The following is an 18255-nucleotide window of genomic DNA, read 5'->3' as shown; positions in this document are numbered from 1 at the left end:
GCCACAAACGGGGGCAGTTGCGCCCAATTTACCACGAACATGAACTTGTGCGAATCCGACTGGCTTGCCACCATGGACCGACCAGATTGACCAGGAGAGACATTTGGGCCTGACCCCGACGCCACCCGTCACCGCGGCTTCTGCCGAAACCCTGCTTGAATTCCCCGACAACCGGCTGTTGATCGACCTGTGCGGTCCCAACGACCGCCATCTGGCCCGGATCGAGGAGGCACTTGGCGTCCATATCTTGCGTCGCGGCAACCAGATTGCCGTGGTCGGCGGCCCCGAGGCCCAGTCCGAGGCCGCGAACCTGCTTCGTGGCCTATATGCGCGGCTAGAACAGCACCGCCCCGTCGGCCCCGACGAGGTCGAGGCCGCATTGCGCATGGGGGTCGAACCCGCCACCGACGTGACCCCGGCCGAACAGCTGGAGATGTTCGCGCAGGGCAACTACGAACTGCGAACCCGCAAGAAGTCGGTCGAGCCGCGCACGGATGCGCAGAAATCGTATGTCCGGTCGCTGTTCCAGAACGAGCTGGCCTTTGGCATCGGGCCTGCGGGCACCGGCAAGACCTATCTGGCGGTGGCCGTGGGTGTGACGATGCTGATCGGCGGCCATGTCGACAAGATCATCCTGTCGCGCCCCGCCGTCGAGGCCGGGGAGCGGTTGGGCTTCCTGCCGGGCGACATGAAGGAGAAGGTCGATCCGTACATGCAGCCGCTCTACGACGCGCTAAACGACTTTCTTCCCGGAAAGCAGATGCAGAAGCTGATGGAGGAGAAGCGCATCGAGATCGCGCCCCTGGCCTTCATGCGCGGGCGCACCCTGTCGCGCGCCTTCGTCGTGCTGGACGAGGCTCAGAACGCCAGCAGCATGCAGATGAAGATGTTCCTGACCCGTCTTGGCGAAGGCTCGCGGATGGTCATTACCGGCGACCGCACCCAGATCGACCTGCCGCGCGGCATGATGTCGGGTCTGATGGACGCCGAGCGCATCCTGAAGGACGTCAAGGGCATCAGCTTCAGCTATTTCACCGCCGATGACGTCGTGCGCCACCCGCTTGTCGCGCGCATCATCAAGGCGTATGAGGTCGAGGACAACGCCGCCCTTGCCCGCGGTGAAACAGAGGAGCCGCGCGGCCAGTACGTTCCCCGCCGCGCATTCAGAAAAGATGCCTGACGAGATTTCCGTCGACTGCGTCATCGAGGATGACCGATGGCAGGCCGCCGGTCTTGAGGACCTGGCGGCCCTTGCCGTCACTGCCGCGCTGGACCACCACCGCTTGGGCGGGGAGGTGGTCGTCATGGGCTGCGACGACGCCCGCATCGCCGCGCTGAACGCCGATTTCCGCGGCAAGCCCCGGGCCACGAACGTGCTGTCATGGCCGTCGGTCGAGCATCTGCCGCATGATCCCGGTCAGGCGCCCGAGATGCCGGACGAGGAGGAACTGGGCGACATCGCGATCGCCTATGATACCTGCGCGGCCGAGGCCGAGGATCAGGGCAAGCCCTTCGACCATCACGTCCAGCACCTGCTGGTCCATGCGACCCTGCATCTGCTGGGTTACGACCATCTAAACGATCCCGATGCCGAACTGATGGAGGCGACCGAGCGCGCCATCCTGTCCCGGCTTGGCATTCCAGACCCTTACCAGGAGAAAGACCGATGAATTCCGAAAGCCGATTATCCGAGCCCGCTCCTCAGCCGGCCATCGAGGAGGTCACGGCGATCGCCGTCGACGGTGGCGCCACCGAGGAGAAGGAGGCCGGTAATGGCAAAGGATTCTTTGGCCGCGTGCTGTCGGCCCTGACAGGGTCCGAAAGCGGCGCGGACGACGATCATCAGGACCGCCATGTCGTGGGCACCCCCGGCTTGGTCAATCTGCGCCGCATGCGAGTCGATGACGTCGCCATCCCCAAGGTCGAGATCGTGGCCGCCCCCGCGAACCTGTCGCTGGAGGATCTGGTCGAGATGTTCCGTGAGCACGGGTTTTCACGGATGCCGGTCTTTCGCGGCACGCTGGACAGCCCGCTTGGCCTGATCCATCTCAAGGACCTGGCGCTGAAGCACGGGTTCGGTGCGGGGGGCAAATTTACCATGCGCCCGATGCTGCGGCCGTTGCTGTACGTTCCGCCCTCGATGCCCATCGGGGTGCTGCTGCAGCAGATGCAGACCAAGCGCATCCACATGGCGCTGGTCATCGACGAATACGGGGGCGTCGACGGGTTGGTCACCATCGAGGACCTGATCGAACAGGTGATCGGCGAGATCGAGGATGAGCATGACGAGGTCGAGGGCGGCTTGTGGGTGCATGAGAAGACCGGCCAGTGGCTGATCCAGGCCCGTGCCGCGCTGGACGATGTCGAGGCTGAGACCGGCCTGCGCTTGATCGGCGACGAGGACGAGGATATCGACACGCTTGGCGGTCTGATCTTCATGCTGGCGGGGCGCGTGCCGCTGCGTGGAGAGGTGATCGCCCATCCCTCGGGCGCCGAGTTCGAGGTCGTGGATGCCGATCCCCGTCGCCTGAAGCGGATCCGCCTGCGCATGCCCAGCATCAGCACGCCGTCCGATCGGAAAAGCGCCCAGTCCTGACGGGGCGGGGGGCGTACCGCCCCCGGTCCGTGTCGCGTCAGCTGGCCTCGAACCGGGCCAGCATCGCCTCGTAGAACAGGTCGCGCAGCGCATCCGTTTCCATCAGGATTTCGTGCTTGGCCCCCGGAATGGTCAGCAGCTCCGATTGCGGCCAGCGTGCGGCACGGTCCCGGATGGCCTGCGGCGACACGACCTTTTCCTCGCTGCCGACAGACACCAGCATCGGCATGTCGGGCGATGGAATGCGCGACAGGCGGGCGCATTCGTTCAGTGCCCTGCCAACCCAATCGAAGGTGGCGCCGCCGATGGTCAGGTCGGGCCAGGCCACGGCCTCGCGCACCAGCCGCGCCCATTCGTCACCATTGCTGGTCAGAAGGTTGGCGTTGAAGCTTTCGTCCAGAGGATAGGTGGTCGCCGCCCCGCCGCTGCCCGGTGCCGTCAGGCCGCCACGCCCCACGCGTCCGGCCAGATATGCGATGCCCAAGGCCACGCCCTGCTGCATCCGACGAAGATTGATGCCCCACATGGGCGCGGAGAACACCGCGCTCTGCACGGCCATGCCGCCCTCCAGCGCGGCCAACCCGATGCAGCCGCCCATCGAATGCGCCAGCAGATGCCACGGCCGGGGCAGGTCAAGCTGTTCCGCCGCCACGATCATCTCGACCACGTCGTGCTGGTAATCCGCGAAATCGCGGATATGGCCGGGGCGGGGATTGGGCTGCAGGCGGTCCGACATGCCCTGACCACGCCAGTCGATCGACAGGACGTCGTAACCCTCGGCCATCATGCGATGGGCGACAGGGGCGTATTTCTCGATATATTCGGTCCGCCCGGGGAACAGCAGTACGCTGCCGCGTGCCGCATCCGCGGGCCAATGCGCCATGCGCAGGCGGACCCCATCGCCCGCCTGCGCCCAGAAGGCGCGGGCGGGCTGCGACCGGTCATCCGGAAGCTGATGGAAGGGTGCCTGTTGCACGCGGGCGCTTAGGACAGCTTCTGGCCCAGCTGCATCGCGACGCCCATCGAGCCATCGATCTTCAGCTTGCCCATCATGAAGGCGGTGGCAGGGTTCACGTCGCCGTTCAGGATGCCCTCGAACGTCTCGCGGCTGGCCGTCAGGGTCACCTCGGCATCCTCGTCGCCGGCGCGCACGCCGTCTTCGTCGATCATGATCGCGCCTTCGCCGGTGATGACGAACTTTGCGACAGAATCGAAGCTGTCGATCTTTTCGCCCAGCTTCTGGACGGCCTTGGTCACGACTTCGCTCATTTCACGTCTCCTGGTGCGCTTTGTCTGGCGCCAGACCTGCGGCCTGGGCTACACCAGACATATGAACGCGGTCCGCCTGAATTTCCACTCTGCCGTCACGGCATTGCGTCACAAAGTTCTGACGATTTTCGTGGTTATTGCAAGCGTGGTACCGATCGCGGCCGCGGGCCAGGGGCTGGACGACGCCTTCGCGCGCCTGGCCCAGCCCGAGGGCGAGGGCTGGCGCATCGCGGAAAGCGACATCCTGCGTGAATGGTCGCGGTCCGGATCCCCGGCGATGGACCTGCTGCTGCAGCGGGGAGAGGCGGCGCTGGACATGGGGGACATCCCGTCGGCCATCGGTCATCTGACCGCGTTGACCGACCATGCCCCCGACTTTGCGGCAGGCTTCCAGACGCGGGCCGCGGCCTATGCGACGGCAGGTCAGTTCGGGCCCGCGCTGGCCGACCTGCGCCGCACGCTGGAGCTGGAGCCGCGCCACTTTGCGGCGCTGACCCAGCTGGGCGCCATGCTGGAGGAGATGGGCGACGACGCCCGCGCCCTGGCGGCCTATCGCGCCAGCCTGGCGATCCATCCCCACCAGCAGGAAGCCATCGATGGCCAGGCACGTCTGGAACACAAGCGCATCGGCACCGATATCTAAGGCATGAACATGACGACGCGCGGGCGGATCACCGCCATCCTGGGCCCGACCAATACGGGCAAGACCCACTACGCCATCCAGCGGATGCTGAACCACCGGTCGGGGGTGATCGGCCTGCCACTGCGCCTGCTGGCGCGCGAGGTCTATGACCGGATCGTGGCCGCGCGCGGCCCCTCGGTCGTGGCCCTGGTCACCGGAGAGGAGCGGATCGTTCCCGACCGCGTCCAGTACTGGGTCGCCACCACCGAGGCGATGCCCGACATCGCCACCGATTTCGTGGCCATCGACGAGATCCAACTGTGCGCCGATCCCGGACGCGGGCACGTGTTCACCGACCGACTGCTGCACATGCGCGGCACTGTCGAGACGCTGTTCCTGGGCAGCAGCACCATGCGCCCGACCATCGCGGCCCTGGTTCCCGAAACCCAGTTCGAGCGCAAGGAGCGGTTCTCGACCCTGTCATGGGCAGGATCGAAAAAGCTGTCCCGGATGCCGCCACGCAGCGCGATCGTGGGCTTCAGCGTCGACGACGTCTATGCGATGGCCGAGCTGATCCGTCGGCAGAAGGGGGGCTGCGCGGTCGTGATGGGGGCGCTGTCGCCCCGCACGCGCAATGCCCAGGTCGAGATGTACCAGAACGGCGAGGTCGACTATCTGGTGGCCACCGACGCCATTGGCATGGGTCTGAACCTGGACATCAAGCATGTTACCTTCAGCGCCACGCACAAGTTCGACGGCAAGCGGGTCCGCCCGCTTTTCCCCCACGAGATGGGCCAGATCGCAGGCCGGGCAGGGCGGCACACCGAATCCGGCACCTTCGGCGTCACTGGAGAGGCCGAGCCCCTGGACGAGGGACTGATCGACGCGCTGGAGAACCATCGGTTCGCCCCCATCAGCCGGCTGGTCTGGCGCAACGGCAAGCTGGATTTCGGCAGCATGGACCGGCTGGTGGAAAGCCTGGAGACCGGCCCCGGCCACGAGCTGCTGGCCCGCGGGCGCGAGGCCGACGACGTGGCGACGCTGAAGATCCTGCGCGACTTTCCCGAGATCAAGGACCGCATCCGCGGCGGCAAGGACGTGCGCCTGCTTTGGGACGTGTGCCGGGTGCCCGATTTCCGGGGAATCTCGACCATGGAACATGCGACTTTGCTGGCGCGGATCTTCGGTTTCCTGCAGGATGGACATATCCCGGCGGATTGGCTTGGCCGGGCCATCGAACGCATCGACCGGACCGCCGGCGACATCGACGCCATCTCGAAGCGGTTGGCATATATCCGCACCTGGACCTATGTCGCGCAAAGAACGGGCTGGGTGGCGGACGAAAAGCATTGGCGCGGGGAAACGCGCGCTGTAGAAGACCGCCTGTCGGACGCGCTGCACGCGGCCCTGACCCAACGATTTGTGGACCGGCGCACATCCGTGCTTCTGCGCCGGCTCAAGCAGAAGGAGAGCCTGGTGGCCGAAGTGAATGACAAGGGCGAAGTGACGGTCGAGGGCGAATTCGCCGGCCGCCTGGAGGGCTTCCGCTTCCGCCCCGACCAGACCGCATCGGCGGACGAGGCCAGGATGCTGAGCCGCGCCAGCTATGACGCGCTCAAGCCCGAATTCCATCTGCGTGCGGACCGTTTCTACAACGCGCCCGACACCGAGATGGACTATACCGAACAGGGCGGCCTGATGTGGGGCAGCCAGGCGGTCGGCAAGCTGGTTAAGGGCGCCGATCCGCTGCTTCCCGGCGTCGAGGTCTTCGTCGACGAGGATGCCGGTCCCGAGATCGCCGACAAGGTCCGCCGCCGGGCCCAGCATTTCATCGACCGCAAGATCGCCGCGCTGTACGAGCCGCTGCTGACTTTGCAGAAGGACGAGGCGCTGACCGGTCTGGCCCGCGGCTTTGCCTTCCGGCTGGTCGAGGCGCTTGGGATTCTGCCCCGCGACGGCATCGCCGCCGAGGTCAAGGAACTGGACCAGGAATCGCGCGGCATGCTGCGCAAGCATGGCGTCCGCTTTGGCCAGTTCACCATCTTCCTGCCCGCGCTGCTGAAGCCCGCGCCGACGCGGCTGCGTCTGGTCCTGTGGTCGCTGCACGAGGGGCTGTCCGAATTCCCGGAAAGCCCGCCGCCAGGTTTGGTCACCATCCCGCATCTGCCGGTCGTGCCCGATCAGGTCTATGCGCTGTCGGGCTATCGCCCCGCGGGCGACCGGGCGATCCGCATCGACATGCTGGAGCGGCTGGCCGACCTGCTGCGCGCCCAGGACACCCGCGGCGGGTTCGAGGCCAATACCGACATGCTGTCGATCACCGGCATGACGCTGGAGCAGTTTTCGGGCCTGATGCAGGGCCTGGGCTATTCTGCCGACAGGGGCGAGCGTGCCAAGGTCAAGGCGACCGAGACCCCGGCCGTCGTGTCCACCCCCGAGGCTGACGGCTCTGACGCGCCGATGACCGAGGAGGAATCGGTCCTGGCCGCCGAGACCCGCGCCAAGTGGGAGGCCGAGCAAGCCGAAAAGCGGAAGGCGGACGCCCCTGAGGTCGATGCTGTCGACGCGGAGCCCGAGACCGCCGCCGAGGTCGCACCCCCGGAGATGGAGGTGTTCTATACCTTCAAATGGGCGCCCAAGCCGCGCGGCAACCGTCGCCCGCAGGGGGACCGCGGCCAGGCCGAGCGTCCCCAGGGTGATCGCCCGCAGGGCCAGCGCCGCGGCCCGCGCCGCGATGGCGCCCCGCGCGACGGTCAGTCCAAGGATGCGGCCCCGGCAGGGGATCGCCCACAGGGCGAACGTCGCGATCGCAACGGCAAGCCCAGCGGCAAGTTCGGTGGCCCCAAGAAGGGCGGCAAGCCGTCGCACCAGGCTCCCCAGACCTTCTCCTCGCGTCCCGAGAAGAAGGCCGATCCGGACAGCCCCTTTGCGATCCTAGCCCAGCTGAAGGACAAGACCTGACTTGACCGAGGCCGCCGCCGGCCTTCGGCTGGACAAATGGCTGTGCCATGCGCGGATCTTCAAGACGCGCGGCCTGGCCGCCGCCCGCATCGAGGCGGGCGGCATCCGGGTCAACACCCAGCCCTGCCGCAAGCCGGGGCGCGCCGTGCGGCCCGGCGACGTGCTGACGGTATCCGCCTATCAGCGTGTGCGGGTGCTGACCGTGCTGGGCCTGTCGGACCGGCGCGGCCCGGCCCCCGAGGCGCAGCTGCTGTATCGCGAAGACTTGATTGATCCCCCGGGAATGTCTAGGTGAGAGCCCGAACAGACCAGACGAAAGCGCCCCGATGACCTATGTCGTGACTGACAACTGCATCATGTGCAAATACACTGATTGCGTCGAAGTGTGCCCCGTGGACTGCTTCTACGAGGGCGAGAACACGTTGGTCATCCATCCCGACGAATGCATCGACTGTGGCGTCTGCGAACCGGAATGCCCCGCAGACGCGATCCGCCCGGATACCGAGCCGGCGATGGAAAGCTGGGTCGAGTTCAACCGCAAATATTCCGAGCTGTGGCCGGTGATCACCCGGAAGAAGGATCCCCTGCCGACCGCCGCCGAGATGGACGGTCAGGAAGGCAAGCTGGAAAAGTATTTCTCGGAAACGCCCGGCGAAGGCGATTGATTCGACAGGGCAGGACCTGCAAGGTCCTGTTTCGCCGCCATTAAAGGCCCAGACAATGCCGATGTGCCGCCCGAAAGGCGGTGCTTTTTTTGGCGTCATTTTTGTGTTATAGTCCCTTATGTCGCGCCTTGTGCTGCTGCTTGTCAACAGGACTGTGTCGCATCCCAAACTGCCGGATCCGTGCCGACTGCAGGCAGGGGTCGTCAAACATGATCGAAAACGGACCGAGGGTGGCCTTGCCCCCCCTGCGGCCCTTTGTGCCCGTCTCGCGGGCACATGTCAGAGGAAGCCAGATGTCGAAATCGAAGAAGAACGAATTCCGCCCCGATGACTTTGTTGTCTATCCGGCCCATGGGGTCGGTCGTATCGTATCGATCGAGGAACAGGAGGTCGCGGGCCTGCGGCTGGAGATGTTCGTGATCTCGTTCGACAAGGACAAGATGACCCTGCGCGTGCCCACTGCCCGCGCCAGCGAGATCGGCATGCGCAGCCTGTCGACCCCCGACCTGATCGACCGCGCGCTGGAGACCCTGAAGGGCAAGGCCCGCGTCAAGCGCGCGATGTGGTCGCGCCGGGCGCAGGAGTATGAGCAGAAGATCCATTCCGGCGACCTGCTGTCCATCGCCGAGGTCGTGCGCGACCTGCACCGCTGCGACGATCAGCGCGAACAGTCCTATTCCGAGCGTCAGCTGTACGAGGCCGCCCTCGACCGCCTGACTCGCGAAGTCGCGGCCGTCGGCGGTCTTGACGAAGGCGGCGCGCAGAAGCGGGTGGGCGAAGTCCTGCTGACCCGCGCTGCCTGACCGCTGACCACGACGACCCCAAGGGCGCCCCGACCGGGCGCCCTTTCGCTTTGGTGGACCGTTGTGCCGAACGTGGACAACGCTGCCCCGCCTGCCTATAAGGCGGCCATCCATACCTAACACCCTTCGAGGCGCATCATGATCAAGGTCTTCGGCCACACTTCCCCCGACACGGATTCCACCGGCTCGCCCATCATCTGGGCCTGGTATCTGAACGAGTGCCGCAAGACCCCGGCCGAGGCCGTGCTGCAGGGAGAGCCGAATACCGAGGCGTTGTGGATGCTGGACCGCTGGAACCTGTCCAAGCCGCGCATCATCGACGACGTGACCGCCGACGACGTCTGCGTGATCGTTGACACCAACAACCCCGCCGAACTGCCCGCCAACCTGGAGCATGCCGAGGTGATCGAGATCATCGACCACCACCTGCTCGCCGGCGGCATCAAGACCCGTGCGCCGATCAACATCACGATCCGCCCGCTGGCCTGCACCGCGACGATCATGCACGACCTGATCGGCGACGATCTGGCGCAGGCCCCCGAAGGGATCAAGGGCGCGATGCTGACCTGTATCCTGTCGGACACGCTGGAATTCCGCAGCCCGACCACCACGCAGTATGACCGCGCCGTGGCCGAGAAGCTGGCTGCCGATCTGGGCGTGGACATCGCCGAGTTCGCCGCCGAGATGTTTGCCGCGAAATCCGATGTCAGCGCCTTCAGCGAGGCTGCGCTGCTGAAGATGGACAGCAAGGAATACGAACTGGGCGGCAAGCAGCTGCGCATCTCGGTCCTCGAGACGACCGCGCCGCAGGTGATCCTGGACCGCAAGGATGCCCTGATCGCCGCCATGCCCGCCGTCGCCGCCGAAGACGGTGCGGACGAGGTCATGCTGTTCGTGGTCGACATCCTGCGCGAACAGGCGACGCTGCTGGTGCCCAACGACTATGTCAAGTTCGTGGCCGAGCGCAGCTTTGGCGTCACTGTCACCGGTGACACCGTCGTCCTGCCCGGCGTCATGAGCCGCAAGAAGCAGATCATTCCGGTCTTGGCCGTCTGATGACCCGCATCATTTCGTCGCTGGCCGAGGTCTCGGCCAGCTATGACGCGCTGTTCTGCGATCTGTGGGGCTGCCTGCACAACGGCAAGCAGCCCTTTCCGGCTGCGGTCGCGGCGCTGCAGGCGTTCCGCGCGCAGGGTGGCCAGGTCTGCCTGATGACCAACGCCCCGCGCCCGAACCAGTACGTGATCGCTCAGCTGGACCGCATGGGCGTGCCGCGCGATGCCTGGGATCTGGTCGTCAGTTCCGGCGACGCGGCGCAGGACGCGATGTTCGCGGGCGCCGTCGGGCGGAACGTCTGGCATATCGGGATCGAGAAGGACCACGGGTTCTTTACCGACATTCCTGACGCCCATCGCGATGCGGCGCCCATCCGGCGCGTGCCGCTGGAGGAGGCCGAGGGGATCATCGCCTCGGGTCCGTTCGACGAGTTGAACGAGACGCCCGAGGATTACCGCGACCGGTTCCAGGGGGCGGTCGACCGTGGCCTGCCGATGCTGTGCGCGAACCCCGACATCGTCGTCGACATGGGCGAGACGCGCATCTATTGCGCGGGCGCATTGGCCGATTTCTATCAGTCGCTTGGCGGGACGGCGCTGTATTACGGCAAGCCGCATGCGCCGATCTATGACCGGGCGCGGGCGCTGATGGGGCTTAGCCCCGACGCGCGGTATCTTGCGGTGGGCGACGGCATCGCCACCGACATCGCGGGTGCTGAGGCGCAGGGGATCGATTCGATCTTCGTCACCGGCGGTCTGGCTGCGGACGCCTTCGGTCCGGACGTCGAACAGCCCGATGCCCGGATGCTGCCTGAATGGCTGGGATCGCAGGGACGGGCGCCGACCTTCGCGATCGGGCGGCTGCGCTGAGGCGACGCGGCCCGCGATGCGCGAGCCGCGGCGCAACAATGGAACGCAGAGCGAAGATATTCGGAAATATTGTTGCCATCCATGCTTTGTGCTGCTATGCAGCATCAAGCATGGATCATGGCATTCCGGATGAGCAGCAAGATGTTGGACAATCTTCCACGCGGAACCATCGTCATCGAGGATCTGGAGATCGGCATGGTCCGGCACCTGCAAAAGCAGGTGACCGATCGCGACATCGAGCTGTTCGCCGAGGTGTCGACCGACCGGAACCCGGTCCATCTGGACGACGCTTATGCGCAGGATACGATCTTCGAGGGCCGGATCGCCCACGGCATGCTGACCGCGGGGCTGATTTCTGCGGTGATCGGCGAACAGCTGCCCGGTCACGGTACCGTCTATCTGGGCCAGACGCTGAAGTTCATGGCCCCAGTGCGCCCCGGCGACATGGTCCGCGCCGAGGTCGAGGTTCAGGCCATTGACCATGCGAAACGGCGGGTCACGCTTGCAACCCGCTGCCTCGTCGGCGATACGGTCGTCTTGAAAGGCGAGGCGGTCGTGCTGGCCCCAAGCCGCAAGTTCGACTGAGGGGTGCGTGGCGCCCTGTTGGGGGCGCATTGCAGATCCATCGCGACTGGACCGGGCTGAAGGCCGAGGCACGCGGCGCATCGGTTGCCATGGGCAATTTCGATGGCGTCCACAAGGGTCACCGCGCGGTCATCGACGCCGCCCGCGCCGCCAGCGATGCGCCCTTGGGCATCCTGACCTTCGAGCCGCACCCGCGCGAGTATTTCGCCCCCGACGCGCCGCCCTTTCGCCTGATGAACTCCGAGGCACGGGCCAACCGCCTGTCCCGCCTTGGCGTTCAGCACCTCTACGAACTGCCCTTTGGCCCGGTGCTGGCGGGCCTGACCCCGCAGGCCTTCGCGCAGGAGGTTCTGGCCGACGGGCTGGGCATCGCGCATGTCACCGTGGGCGCGGATTTCTGTTTCGGCAAGAACCGCGCGGGCACGGCGCAGACGCTGCAGGATCTGGGCCGGACATACGGTTTTGGCGTGACCATCGTCCCGCTGATCGGCGCGGGAGAGGCCGAATACAGCTCGACGGCGATCCGCACGGCGCTGGCGCAGGGGCTGACCCACGAGGCCGAGCGCATGCTGGGCCATTGGCACCGCATCGAGGGTGAGGTCATCCACGGCGAAAAGCGGGGCCGGGAACTGGGTTGGCCCACCGCGAACTTGGCGATGGACGGGCTGCACCTCCCGCGCCTTGGCGTCTATGCGGTGTTGGTCGATATCCTGACCGGCCCGGACCGCGGCCCGTGCAGGGGCGTGGCCTCGCTTGGGGTGCGGCCGATGTTCGGGGTCAACACCCCGAACCTGGAGGTGAACCTGTTCGATTTTTCGGGCGATCTGTACGGGCAGCACCTGTCGGTCGCCCTGGTCGATTTCCTGCGCGACGAGGCCAGGTTCGACAGCCTGCAGGCGTTGATCGACCAGATGGAGCAGGACGGCGCCCAGGCCCGCGCCCTGCTGTCGGGCCGCTGATGCGCGAGCGTTTCTGGGAACTGCCGCTGCCCCGCCTGGCCCCCGACGAGTGGGAGGCGCTGTGCGACGGCTGCGGCAAGTGCTGCCTGAACAAGATCGAGTTCGAGGACACGAACGAGCTGGCCTTCACGCGCGTCGCCTGCAAACTGCTGGACGGGGACGCCTGCCGGTGCAGCAGCTACCCGAACCGCCATGACTATGTCCCGGACTGCGTCGTGCTGACCCCCGCCAAGATCAAGGAGGTCGCCTGGTGGCTGCCCGTTACATGCGCCTATCGCCTGCGCCATGAGGGGCGGCCGCTGTATGACTGGCACCACCTGATCTCGGGTTCGACCGAGACGGTGCACGAAGCAGGCGTCAGCGTCCGTGGCTGGACCGTCAGCGAGCTGTCGGTCACCGAGGACGATTGGGAGGACCACATCATCGAGGATCTGTCATGAATTTTGCTTCGGACAATTCGTATGCTGCGCATCCCGCCGTCCTGACCGCGATGGCCGACGCCAATTCCGGCGCGGTCATGGGCTATGGCGCCGATCCGGTCACCGCGCGGGCCGAGGCCGCGATCCGCGATCTGCTGGAGGCACCCGAGGCCGTCGTCCGCTTTGTCGCCACCGGGACGGCCGCGAATGCGCTGGTCTGTGCGCAGCTGTCGCCGTCCTTCGGGCGCATCTACTGCCACGACGACGCGCATATCGAGACCAGCGAATGTGCCGCGCCCGAGTTCTTCACTCACGGGGCAAAGCTGGTGACCCTGCCGGGCGAGGGCGGTCGGATCGATGCGGCCACCTTGGCGCAGACGCTGCAGGTCGGTGCCGGGGTGGGCCTGAACGGCGGGCGCAGCGCGCTGGTGTCGATCACGAATGCCACCGAATGGGGCACGGTCTATGACCCGGACCAGGTCGCGGCGCTGGCCTCCGTCGCCCATGCGGCGGGATTGCCGCTGCACATGGACGGGGCGCGGTTCGCCAATGCGGTCGCGACGCTTGGCTGTTCGCCTGCCGATCTGACCTGGCGCGCCGGTGTCGACGCGCTGTGCCTGGGCGGCACCAAGAACGGCGCGATGGGGGCCGAGGCGATGGTGTTCTTCGACCCCGCCCGTGCCGAGGGGTTCGATTACCGTCGCAAGCAGTCCGGCCATGTGATGTCCAAGAACCGCTATCTTGCGGCACAGATGCTGGCCTTGGCGACCGATGGGTTGTGGCTGGACCTCGCGCATCGCGCAAACACCAAGGCGCAGGTTTTGGGACAGGCGGTCGCGGATGGCGGGGGTCGGCTGCTGCAGCCGGTCCAGTCAAACGGCGTCTTTGCCGCGATCCCTAAGGCGGCCCATGACCGGGCGCAGGCGACTGGCGTGCTGTATCACCTGTGGCCCGACAAGACGGTGCAGGGGGCCGACCCCGTGCCGCTGCGCCTGGTCACCGCGTGGGATACGCCCGATGCGGACGTCACGGCGATGGCCGCGATCCTGCGCGGCTAGTTTCGCAGCGCGTCCAGCAACAGTTGCAGCGCATGTTCGATGGTTGCCGCACGCACGCGGTGACGGCCGATCGCACCGAATTCGACGGTTTGGGTGAAGGTGCCAAAGGGCTGGCTGATGCCAAAGCAGACCCGCCCCTCGGGCTTGTGCTCGGATCCGCCGGGGCCCGCGATGCCGGTGACCGAGACGGCGATCCCGGCATCGGACTGGCGCAGCGCACCCTGGGCCATCTCGGCCGCGACCTGTTCGCTGACTGCGCCATGCGTATCCAGGGTTTCGGCCCGGACGCCCAGCATCTGCATCTTGGCCGCGTTCGAATAGGTGACAAAGCCCCGGTCGAATCCGTCGGACGATCCCGCAACCTCTGTCAGGGCGCCGGCGATCAGGCCGCCGGTGCAGCTTTCGGCCGTCGCGATCATGACGCGCCGGGCGCGGGCGGCGTCAAGGACCTGCGCCGCCTGGCTCACATCAGCACCGTATGGGCAAAGGCCGCGGCGGCCATCGTGGCCAGCGCCGCAAAGATCCCCGCCCACAGATCGTCCAGCATCACGCCGGCACTGTCATGGCGGCGGTCGGCGCGGCCGACCAGCCACGGCTTCCAGATGTCGAACAGCCGGAAGAACAGGAAGGCCGCGACCCAGCCCGGATAGGGAAAGCTGTCGGCGGGCAGCCCGGCGTGCCAGAACCCGAAGGACGGCGCCATCAGCGCCAGCCACTGGCCAGCGACCTCATCGATGACGATCTCGCTGCGATCGGGGTCGTCCATGCCGACGGTGTAGCGCGGCACGACCCAGAACCCCAGCAGGATCACCAGCCCAGTAGCCAGCGCCAGCAGCGGAAAATGCCCGATGCGGTGCAGGATCAGCCCCATCGCAACGGCGACGGCCGACCCCCAGGTGCCGGGGGCGGGGCGCAGCAGGCCTGCGCCGAACCAGGTGGCCAGCATGCGATCCATGGTCATTCCTTGATCAGGGTGGCGGTCGCGATGGCGGCGATCCCCTCGCGCCGGCCGGTAAAGCCAAGGCGTTCGGACGTGGTGGCCTTGACGCTGATGCGCGCTTCCTCAACGCCCATGATTTCGGACAGGCGGTGAGCCATCGCCAGCGCATGGGGCCCGATCTTGGGCGCCTCGCAGATCAGGGTCACGTCGGCATTGCCGATGCGGAACCCCTTGTCGCGGGCCATGCTGGCCGCATGGGCCAGAAAGATCGCGCTGTCGGCACCCTTCCATTGCGGGTCCGAGGGCGGGAAATGCCGCCCGATGTCGCCCTGCGCCAAGGCGCCATAGATGGCGTCGGTCAGCGCGTGCATGCCCACATCGGCATCGGAATGGCCCAGCAGGCCCACGTCATGCGGCACCTGCACGCCGCACAGGGTGACGTGGTCCCCGGGTCCAAAGGCGTGCACGTCATAGCCATTGCCAAGGCGGATATCCATGTCGGTCCCCAGAATGCGTTCGGCCCGCGCGAAATCGGCGGGAAAGGTGATCTTCAGATTGTCTTCCGAACCTTGGGTGATGGCAACCTCCATCCCCGCGGCAAGTGCCAGCTGGACGTCGTCGGCCGCATCTCCCGGATGATCGCGATGCGCCTGCAGGATCCTGTCCAGAACGAAACCCTGCGGCGTCTGCGCCCGGAACAGCCCGTCACGCGGCGCGATGGCCGCGACCCGCGCGCCATCCCCCCGCCACAGCGCGTCCGACACGGGCAACGCGGGTGCGGCGGCGTCCGCGCCCTCTTGCAGCGCGCGGATCACGTCGTCGATGACCGATGGCGCGACCAGCGGGCGTGCCCCGTCATGGATCAGGACATGGCTTGCCTGGCCCTGCAGGGCGGTCAGGCCGGCGCGGACGCTGGCGGCGCGGGTCTCGGCGCCCGCGACGATGGTGATGCCGCCGGCATAGCGGGCGATGGCCTGCCCCATGTCATCGGGGTGAACGACCAGAACGATCCGTTCAAAGCCTTCAAAGGCCGCCAGGGTTCGGTCCAAGACAGGACGCCCGGCAAGATCGCGCCACTGCTTGGGCAGGCCGTCCCCGGCCCGCGTGCCCCGTCCCGCCGCCGTGATCAGCGCGGCAAAGCCCGCAGGCGCGCGGATCATGCGTGATCGGGCATGTCGCCCTGGATCGCAGCCGCAAAGGACGTCCGATACAGGCTCGACAGTTCGGCCAGCGGCGCGCTGTCGTCGCCCAGGGTCACGCTGTCGCCACCAAAGCGGCCCACGGTGGCGATGGTCACGCCCGCGGCCTGGGCCGCGGCGGTCAAGGCTTCTGCAGCGTCGGGGCGGCAGGCGACCAGATAGCGGGCCTGATCCTCGCCGAACAGGTGGGCGATGTCACCGCTGTCCAGAATGACGCCCAGGCCCGCGGCCTCGGCCATCTCGAAGGCGGCAAGCGCCAGGCCGCCGTCCGACAGGTCGGTCGCCGATGCCAGGTGGCCCCGGTTGGCGCGCAGGAATTCGCCGTTGCGGCGTTCGTCGTCCAGATCGACATGCGGCGCGTCGCCGGATTCGATGCGGAACGCCTCCCACGCCAGGGCCGACTGTTCAAGGTGGCCGCGCGTGGCACCGATCACCAGGGCCAAGTCACCCTCGGCGGGAAGGCCAGCGATCAGATCGTCCAGATCCGCGATCAGGCCGACGCCGCCGATGGTCGGCGTGGGCAGGATGCCCTTGCCGTCGGTTTCGTTGTAAAGCGACACGTTGCCCGACACGATGGGAAAGTCCAGTGCGCGGCAGGCCTCTCCGATGCCCTTGATGGCACCGACCAGCTGGCCCATGATCTCGGGCTTTTCGGGGTTGCCGAAGTTCAGGTTGTCGGTCGTGGCCAGGGGCAGGGCACCCACCGCGGTCAGGTTGCGATAGGCCTCGGCCACGGCTTGCTTGCCGCCCTCGAACGGGTTCGCCTTGACATATCGCGGGGTGACGTCACTGGTGAAGGCCAGCGCCTTGCGGGTTCCGTGCACGCGAACGATGCCTGCGCCCATGCCGGGACGGCGGATCGTGTCGGCCCCGACCTGCGTGTCGTACTGTTCCCATACCCAGGCACGGTGCGCATGGTTCGGGCTGCCGACAAGCGCGCGCAGGCCGGCGATGGGCGCGATCGGGGGCAGGGCCGGCGCGGGCGTGGCCGCAGGCGTCTCGACCCAGGGGCGGTCATATTCCGGCGCGCTGGAGGACAGCTTGGACAGCGGCAGGTCGGCCATGACCACATCGCGATGAACGATCAGGAAGCGGTCCTCGGCGATGGTCTCTCCGACGATGGCGAAGTCCAGGTCCCATTTCTGGAAGATCGCCCGCGCCTCGGCCTCCTTCTCGGGCTTCAGCACCATCAGCATTCGCTCCTGGGATTCCGACAGCATCATCTCGTAGGCGGTCATGTTGGTTTCGCGTTGGGGCACGTCGTCCAGCACCAGCTTGATTCCCAGACCGCCCTTGTCGCCCATCTCGACCGCCGAACAGGTCAGGCCCGCGGCCCCCATGTCCTGGATCGAGATCACCGACCCCGACGCCATCAGCTCAAGGCACGCCTCCAGCAGGCATTTCTCGGTGAAGGGGTCACCGACCTGCACGGTGGGACGTTTGTCCTCGATCGTGTCATCGAACTCGGCGCTGGCCATGGTCGCGCCGCCGACGCCGTCGCGCCCGGTCTTGGCGCCCAGATAGACGACGGGCATGCCCACGCCCGAGGCCGCCGAATAGAAGATCTTGTCGGCATCCGCCAAGCCCGCCGCGAAGGCGTTGACCAGGCAGTTGCCGTCATAGCTGGGGTGGAAACGGACCTCTCCGCCGACGTTCGGCACGCCGAAGGCGTTGCCATAGGCGCCAATCCCCTCGACCACGCCCTTGACCAGATGCGGGGTCTTCGGGTGATCGGTGCGCCCGAAGGACAGCGCGTCCATCGCCGCGATCGGGCGCGCGCCCATGGTGAAGACGTCACGCAGGATGCCGCCCACGCCGGTCGCGGCCCCCTGATGGGGTTCGATATAGCTGGGATGGTTGTGGCTCTCCATCTTGAAGACCACCGCCTGACCGTCGCCGATATCGACCACGCCCGCGTTCTCTCCGGGACCGCAGATCACCTGGGGGCCGTCGACGGGCAGGGTACGCAGCCATTTCTTGGACGACTTGTAGGAACAGTGCTCGTTCCACATGGCGCTGAAGATTCCCAGTTCGGTGAAGGTCGGTTCGCGCCCGATGATCTGCAGGATGCTGGCATACTCGTCCGGCTTCAGCCCGTGGGCCGCGATCAGTTCCGGGGTAAGCTGTGGTTCCTGCATGACACGACCCTTCCTGCGCATGAAATCACGCGTCTTCTAGGCGCTGGCGGCGTCCATGGAAAGGCCGCAGAACCCGCGCGCGGGACAAAAAAAAGCCGGGCACAAGGCCCGGCCTA

General features: G+C 66.7%; 20 protein-coding genes. 14 read left to right on the top strand and 6 right to left on the bottom strand.

Features of this window, described 5'->3' with window-relative positions:
* Positions 1 to 103: 103 nt before the first annotated feature.
* Genes FHD68_RS04235 through FHD68_RS04225 form a run of 3 tightly spaced genes read left to right on the top strand, consistent with a single transcriptional unit; the run spans position 104 to position 2596 of the window.
* The gene (locus tag FHD68_RS04235; protein ID WP_127898594.1) at positions 104 to 1180 is read left to right on the top strand and encodes a PhoH family protein; all 1077 of its coding nucleotides are present in this window, start codon (positions 104 to 106) and stop codon (positions 1178 to 1180) included.
* The gene (gene ybeY / locus FHD68_RS04230) at positions 1173 to 1670 is read left to right on the top strand and encodes an rRNA maturation RNase YbeY (protein WP_045983969.1); all 498 of its coding nucleotides are present in this window, start codon (positions 1173 to 1175) and stop codon (positions 1668 to 1670) included. Before FHD68_RS04235 ends, ybeY begins: the two co-directional genes overlap by 8 nt.
* Positions 1667 to 2596, top strand: a complete 930-nt coding sequence (locus FHD68_RS04225; protein WP_084693645.1) for a hemolysin family protein — start codon at positions 1667 to 1669, stop codon at positions 2594 to 2596. Before ybeY ends, FHD68_RS04225 begins: the two co-directional genes overlap by 4 nt.
* A gap of 37 nt (positions 2597 to 2633) precedes the next feature.
* On the opposite strand, the gene FHD68_RS04220 is transcribed toward FHD68_RS04225, so the two are convergent.
* Both FHD68_RS04220 and FHD68_RS04215 read right to left on the bottom strand, forming a co-directional pair.
* Positions 2634 to 3572 (bottom strand): alpha/beta fold hydrolase, encoded by a 939-nt coding sequence (locus tag FHD68_RS04220; RefSeq protein ID WP_127898593.1) that lies wholly within the window; start codon positions 3570 to 3572, stop codon positions 2634 to 2636.
* 8 nt (positions 3573 to 3580) lie between these two features.
* Entirely contained in the window at positions 3581 to 3865 is a 285-nt protein-coding gene (locus FHD68_RS04215; RefSeq protein WP_042246766.1) for an SCP2 sterol-binding domain-containing protein, read from the bottom strand.
* A gap of 145 nt (positions 3866 to 4010) precedes the next feature.
* On the opposite strand from FHD68_RS04215, the gene FHD68_RS04210 reads away from it, so the two are divergent.
* From FHD68_RS04210 to FHD68_RS04160, 11 genes are all read left to right on the top strand, one after another.
* Positions 4011 to 4508 carry a tetratricopeptide repeat protein gene (locus FHD68_RS04210; protein WP_244297755.1) on the top strand — a complete coding sequence of 166 codons (498 nt, stop codon included), beginning with the start codon at positions 4011 to 4013 and terminating at the stop codon, positions 4506 to 4508.
* 9 nt (positions 4509 to 4517) lie between these two features.
* Entirely contained in the window at positions 4518 to 7448 is a 2931-nt protein-coding gene (locus FHD68_RS04205) for a helicase-related protein (RefSeq protein ID WP_127898592.1), read from the top strand.
* A gap of 1 nt (position 7449) precedes the next feature.
* A complete protein-coding gene (locus tag FHD68_RS04200; RefSeq protein ID WP_127898591.1) occupies positions 7450 to 7743 on the top strand; it encodes an RNA-binding S4 domain-containing protein in 294 nt (97 codons plus the stop codon).
* A 31-nt stretch (positions 7744 to 7774) separates the two neighbouring features.
* Positions 7775 to 8113 carry a ferredoxin FdxA gene (gene fdxA / locus FHD68_RS04195; RefSeq protein ID WP_045999118.1) on the top strand — a complete coding sequence of 113 codons (339 nt, stop codon included), beginning with the start codon at positions 7775 to 7777 and terminating at the stop codon, positions 8111 to 8113.
* Between the two features lie 293 nt (positions 8114 to 8406).
* Complete coding sequence (locus FHD68_RS04190) at positions 8407 to 8916, top strand: CarD family transcriptional regulator (protein ID WP_042246772.1); 510 nt, start codon at positions 8407 to 8409, stop codon at positions 8914 to 8916.
* Between the two features lie 138 nt (positions 8917 to 9054).
* Positions 9055 to 9972 carry a manganese-dependent inorganic pyrophosphatase gene (locus FHD68_RS04185; protein WP_127898590.1) on the top strand — a complete coding sequence of 306 codons (918 nt, stop codon included), beginning with the start codon at positions 9055 to 9057 and terminating at the stop codon, positions 9970 to 9972.
* Positions 9972 to 10841: a TIGR01459 family HAD-type hydrolase gene (locus tag FHD68_RS04180; protein WP_139085302.1), complete on the top strand. Its 870-nt coding sequence runs from the start codon at positions 9972 to 9974 to the stop codon at positions 10839 to 10841. The genes FHD68_RS04185 and FHD68_RS04180 overlap by 1 nt, the downstream gene beginning before the upstream one ends.
* 141 nt (positions 10842 to 10982) lie before the next feature.
* A complete protein-coding gene (locus FHD68_RS04175; protein WP_127898588.1) occupies positions 10983 to 11426 on the top strand; it encodes a MaoC family dehydratase in 444 nt (147 codons plus the stop codon).
* 29 nt (positions 11427 to 11455) lie between these two features.
* Entirely contained in the window at positions 11456 to 12385 is a 930-nt protein-coding gene (locus tag FHD68_RS04170) for a bifunctional riboflavin kinase/FAD synthetase (protein ID WP_127898587.1), read from the top strand.
* On the top strand, positions 12385 to 12825 hold the full coding sequence (locus FHD68_RS04165; RefSeq protein WP_045984124.1) for a YcgN family cysteine cluster protein: 441 nt from the start codon (positions 12385 to 12387) through the stop codon (positions 12823 to 12825). Before FHD68_RS04170 ends, FHD68_RS04165 begins: the two co-directional genes overlap by 1 nt.
* Positions 12822 to 13862, top strand: coding sequence for a threonine aldolase family protein (locus tag FHD68_RS04160; RefSeq protein ID WP_127898586.1), 1041 nt, complete (start codon positions 12822 to 12824; stop codon positions 13860 to 13862). Before FHD68_RS04165 ends, FHD68_RS04160 begins: the two co-directional genes overlap by 4 nt.
* Here FHD68_RS04160 and FHD68_RS04155 read toward each other — a convergent pair.
* The 4 genes from FHD68_RS04155 to purL are packed head-to-tail and all read right to left on the bottom strand — an operon-like array spanning position 13859 to position 18139.
* Positions 13859 to 14329, bottom strand: coding sequence for a CinA family protein (locus FHD68_RS04155; RefSeq protein WP_084697672.1), 471 nt, complete (start codon positions 14327 to 14329; stop codon positions 13859 to 13861). The genes FHD68_RS04160 and FHD68_RS04155 overlap by 4 nt on opposite strands.
* On the bottom strand, positions 14326 to 14823 hold the full coding sequence (locus tag FHD68_RS04150) for a phosphatidylglycerophosphatase A family protein (protein ID WP_127898585.1): 498 nt from the start codon (positions 14821 to 14823) through the stop codon (positions 14326 to 14328). The genes FHD68_RS04155 and FHD68_RS04150 overlap by 4 nt, the downstream gene beginning before the upstream one ends.
* Positions 14820 to 15962 carry a bifunctional 2-C-methyl-D-erythritol 4-phosphate cytidylyltransferase/2-C-methyl-D-erythritol 2,4-cyclodiphosphate synthase gene (locus FHD68_RS04145; protein ID WP_127898584.1) on the bottom strand — a complete coding sequence of 381 codons (1143 nt, stop codon included), beginning with the start codon at positions 15960 to 15962 and terminating at the stop codon, positions 14820 to 14822. Before FHD68_RS04145 ends, FHD68_RS04150 begins: the two co-directional genes overlap by 4 nt.
* Positions 15959 to 18139 carry a phosphoribosylformylglycinamidine synthase subunit PurL gene (gene purL / locus FHD68_RS04140; RefSeq protein ID WP_127898583.1) on the bottom strand — a complete coding sequence of 727 codons (2181 nt, stop codon included), beginning with the start codon at positions 18137 to 18139 and terminating at the stop codon, positions 15959 to 15961. The genes FHD68_RS04145 and purL overlap by 4 nt, the downstream gene beginning before the upstream one ends.
* Between the last annotated feature and the right edge of the window lie 116 nt (positions 18140 to 18255).

It is taken from the genome of Paracoccus marcusii (assembly GCF_006151785.1).
In the GTDB taxonomy this organism is placed as follows: Bacteria; Pseudomonadota; Alphaproteobacteria; order Rhodobacterales; family Rhodobacteraceae; genus Paracoccus; species Paracoccus marcusii.
Note: the sequence above shows the minus strand (reverse complement) of the source record. Positions and strands in the feature narration are given on the sequence as shown.

Excerpts from the sequence above, each read along its gene's own strand:
- ybeY (WP_045983969.1), top strand. The coding sequence starts at position 1,173 with ATGCCTGACGAGATTTCCGTCGACTGCGTCATCGAGGATGACCGATGG.
- FHD68_RS04225 (WP_084693645.1), top strand. The coding sequence starts at position 1,667 with ATGAATTCCGAAAGCCGATTATCCGAGCCCGCTCCTCAGCCGGCCATC.
- FHD68_RS04215 (WP_042246766.1), bottom strand. The coding sequence starts at position 3,865 with ATGAGCGAAGTCGTGACCAAGGCCGTCCAGAAGCTGGGCGAAAAGATC.
- FHD68_RS04205 (WP_127898592.1), top strand. The coding sequence starts at position 4,518 with ATGACGACGCGCGGGCGGATCACCGCCATCCTGGGCCCGACCAATACG.
- fdxA (WP_045999118.1), top strand. The coding sequence starts at position 7,775 with ATGACCTATGTCGTGACTGACAACTGCATCATGTGCAAATACACTGAT.
- FHD68_RS04190 (WP_042246772.1), top strand. The coding sequence starts at position 8,407 with ATGTCGAAATCGAAGAAGAACGAATTCCGCCCCGATGACTTTGTTGTC.
- FHD68_RS04185 (WP_127898590.1), top strand. The coding sequence starts at position 9,055 with ATGATCAAGGTCTTCGGCCACACTTCCCCCGACACGGATTCCACCGGC.
- FHD68_RS04180 (WP_139085302.1), top strand. The coding sequence starts at position 9,972 with ATGACCCGCATCATTTCGTCGCTGGCCGAGGTCTCGGCCAGCTATGAC.
- FHD68_RS04175 (WP_127898588.1), top strand. The coding sequence starts at position 10,983 with ATGTTGGACAATCTTCCACGCGGAACCATCGTCATCGAGGATCTGGAG.
- FHD68_RS04165 (WP_045984124.1), top strand. The coding sequence starts at position 12,385 with ATGCGCGAGCGTTTCTGGGAACTGCCGCTGCCCCGCCTGGCCCCCGAC.
- FHD68_RS04160 (WP_127898586.1), top strand. The coding sequence starts at position 12,822 with ATGAATTTTGCTTCGGACAATTCGTATGCTGCGCATCCCGCCGTCCTG.
- FHD68_RS04150 (WP_127898585.1), bottom strand. The coding sequence starts at position 14,823 with ATGACCATGGATCGCATGCTGGCCACCTGGTTCGGCGCAGGCCTGCTG.
- FHD68_RS04145 (WP_127898584.1), bottom strand. The coding sequence starts at position 15,962 with ATGATCCGCGCGCCTGCGGGCTTTGCCGCGCTGATCACGGCGGCGGGA.
- purL (WP_127898583.1), bottom strand. The coding sequence starts at position 18,139 with ATGCAGGAACCACAGCTTACCCCGGAACTGATCGCGGCCCACGGGCTG.